Genomic DNA, 3,562 nt, shown 5'->3' with positions numbered 1-3,562 from the left:
GCCTAACAAACGGCTCAAGAGGGATTGCCAACGCGTGGCGGCTTTGGTGCAAAATTGAAGTTCAGCGTTTACAGTGTGTTTTTTGAGTTCGGCGGTGCGTTGTCAACCCCTTAGCCGGGCGTTAGGCAAAGTGAGTTTTTATCAGCTAAAACGAGTTGGAATTGAACGGTAAATTACATGTTTTGTGGCTTAACTTAAGCAATAAATCGTCATCACACATTTGTTGTTTCTTGATCGCGTTGGGTTGTTTATCGCTGTGAATTCATCGGTAAAATAACCTTCAGCATCCAAACGTCCGCCGAGCATGCTACGCTCGTCACTTTTCTTCCAAACCGCTCAATTTGAGTTTTTTGTTTCTTTGCTGATTTAGCATTTTGGTTTATAAATGAATCGGTTAGTTGGTTTAAAATTCACAAAAAATCTCGTTCTTTGGTTGTGAAAGTGTCGGTGTCAATTGGTTGGCCTAACAAACGGCTCAAGAGGGATTGTCAACGCGTGGCGACTTTAGTTCAAAATTGAAGTTCAGTGTTTACGGTGTGTTTTTTGAGTTCGGCGGTGCGTTGTCAACCCCTTAGCCGGGCGTTATGTGTTTGATGGGTTTTTAAGGTCAAAGCTACGATTTCATTGAGAATTCGTTCCGTATTTTCGGCAAGTTAGCTTGGTCAAAATGAATCCGTGAAAGAACTTCAATTGGTCACGTCCAAGGTTCTTGGATTGCCTCAATTGCGTTTTCGATCTGGTTTGTGTTGCGTTTCTTCGGTTTCAAATCGCTTTAATTGAAATGTCTTTTTGACTGACTCTCTTGCTGAAGTTCAGCTCTGAAAGTCTGGTGAAGCAAAAGGTTTTGTTGTGGCTGAAAGGACGCTTTCTTTGTTGTTGATTCTGCAAGTGGTTCTCTTTGGCTCAGATCGCTGTGAAATTTAGGGTTTTGTAAGCATCGTTTTTGCACGTAACTTATTCAAATGTCTACATTTCTACGGTGATTTACTTTGAATTCACGGTAAAATTCACATAACAAACAATTCAAGTGGATTCTCAACGCGTGGCAGTTTTACTATGCGTCAGGTAAAGTGTTTACGGTGTTATGCAGCGGCTTGGTCAGTGCGTTGTTCACCACTTAATTGGGCGTTATGTGTTGGATGAGTTTTTAAGGTCAAAGCTACGATTTCATTGAGAATTCGTTCCGTATTTTCGGCAAGTTGGCTTGGTCGAAATGGATTCTTGAACAACCTGAGATTGATCGTTTTTAAGGTTCTTGGGCTGCCTCAATTGAGTTTTGGATCTGGTTTGTGTTGAATTTCGTCAGTTTCAAATCGCTTTAATTGAAATGTCTTTTTGACTGATTTGCTTGCTGATATTCAACTCTGAAAATCTGGTGAAGCAAAAGGTTTTGTTGTAGCTGAAAGGGCGCTTTCTTTGTTGTTGATTCTGTAAGTGGCTCTCTTTGGCTAAGATCGCTGTGAAATTTAGGTTTTGGTAAGCATTGGTTTTTCACGTAACTTATTAAAATTCCTTCGTTTCTACGGTGGTTTACTTTGAATTCACGGTAAAATTCACATAACAAACAATTTAAGTGGATTCTCAACGCGTGGCAGTTTTACTATGCGTCAGGTAAAGTGTTTACGGTGCAATGCAGTGGCTTGGCCAGTGCGTTGTTCACCACTTAATTGGGCGTTATGTTCTCTTGGCAATGTTAAAGCTGAAGCGAACTTATTGATACGTAAGTTAATGATATTGAAGAGATTAAGTAGTGTGCGTTCAATCCATGAATGGTTTGTGTAATCTCAGGCTTAACACTGGCGATTAATAAAACTGCAGCCATCGGAAGCATCGCAGCAGACTGAGCGTGAATAATGAGTGTTTCCAACTCTATTCCTTTTAGCGACAGTTCATTGAACCAAAGAAGTCGAGCGCATGCCGTGCAAGCACACCCAATAGAGCTAATGTGAACAATGCTACTTAATCCCATGTTTCCCTTTACCGTGCTACACAAGTCATTTTAATAGGTTTTGTCTATCAATTGATTGGGATAATAGCATTTATCTTTAGGTAATGTCTATTGGAATTGTTATTTCAATAGTCTTTGCCTATCAAGAACTACGAACATAACAAACAATTTAACAGTGATTCGCAACGCTTGGCGCTCTCACTTCGGGTTTAGTTAAGTGTTTACGGCGCAGTGCTCAAGTTCAGTGTTTGCGCTGCTCACACGTTAATTGGGCGTTATAGCGCAATGAGTATCGAGAGAGGGTTTAGTGAAAGAAGTACCAAAACTAGATATTAGTCAATTTGTTAGCCTTAAAAAAATGGAAACCGGTGAGTTTTGCGATAACTTGCACATGGCAACTCAGTCGATTGCCCACTTTGAGCTATATTGCCAATTTCATTTTTATGAGTTATTAGAAGTTGCAACGCCACAAGCTTTACGTCTTGAAAGGGTGGGTATAAATACAAATAATAGGATTGTTTATGAGGCTCACATAGTTGCATTTATGAACAATTTGCATTCTATGCTCGATTCATTTCCATATGTGCTGAATTTGTTTATACCTAAATTTGATGTTAATTCCAAGACGGTTGGATGGAACAAAAGTTTTATCAAACGTTATAAAGAGTTTGATTTTTATCATCCATTGCTATCATTTTTTCTTGATAGTGACTTTAACAAGGTCAAGGGGTACGTGAATAACATAAAACACAAACATCTAATTAGAATTGAAAATTTAGATGGTTGTCTAGAATTTGAAACCTATAAATGTAATTTTCCATATCTTTGTGAAGGCAATATCGATTATTCGATAGCAGAGGTTAAGAGGGATAATGTTATTATATTTATTCAGGGCTGTTTCAATCGATTAATAGATAAGTTCTTTTCTCTATGTAAAATGATTTTAGAATATAAAAAAACAAAACTTGCGCTATAACAAATTGTTCAAGAGGGATTCGCAACGCGTGGCATTTTTACTATGCGTTGGTTTAAGTGATTAAGGTGGTATGCGGCGGCTTAGGTATTGCGTTGCTCACCCCTTAACAAAGCGTTAGCTGAGGTTAAGTAAAGCCATAAAATTAAGCGCTTATTTTTCTTAGTCTGAGGCTCTAGCTTTATACCTGAAAGTCAACACTTTTCCGCGTATCTCGCCAGTGGCACTGTTCGTGAAGCGGTTGAACTAACCGAAGTCTGTTTACGGGAAGTGGTGTGTTTGTTTATTTCTTTGGTATGGCTTCTTTGGTTTTGAAGCTCTTTCGCGCTTAAATGGATTTCGCGCACTTGGTTGTTGGCTTCTTCGAAAGAATTCTTTGTAAATTGAAGTCTTAGAAGCTCGTCAGTTTTCCTATTATTTCTTCTTTGCCAAGTACGTTTCGTGGGTTGGGTTTTAGTTTCTCAGTTGTCCGTTTTACTTTGTCGCTTGAAAACAATAATGTGTTTTAAATTAGGCCGTTGGGCAGTCAATCTCCGGCTAAAGTGCAGCAGCTAACAAACGGCTCAAGAGGGATTGCCAACGCTTGGCGGTTTTACTGCAAAATTGAAGTTCAGTGTTTACAGTGTTTTTTTTGAGTTCGG

At 39.1% G+C, this 3,562-nt stretch carries 1 protein-coding gene; it reads left to right on the top strand.

Features of this window, described 5'->3' with window-relative positions; translation table 11 throughout:
* The first annotated feature begins 2,255 nt into the window (after positions 1 to 2,255).
* Positions 2,256 to 2,924 (top strand): hypothetical protein, encoded by a 669-nt coding sequence (locus tag NB504_RS04285; RefSeq protein ID WP_258428366.1) that lies wholly within the window; start codon positions 2,256 to 2,258, stop codon positions 2,922 to 2,924.
* Positions 2,925 to 3,562 lie beyond the last annotated feature (638 nt).

This window comes from Vibrio sp. RM-69-4, assembly GCF_024743775.1.
GTDB lineage: Bacteria > Pseudomonadota > Gammaproteobacteria > Enterobacterales > Vibrionaceae > Vibrio > Vibrio anguillarum.
Note: the sequence above shows the minus strand (reverse complement) of the source record. Positions and strands in the feature narration are given on the sequence as shown.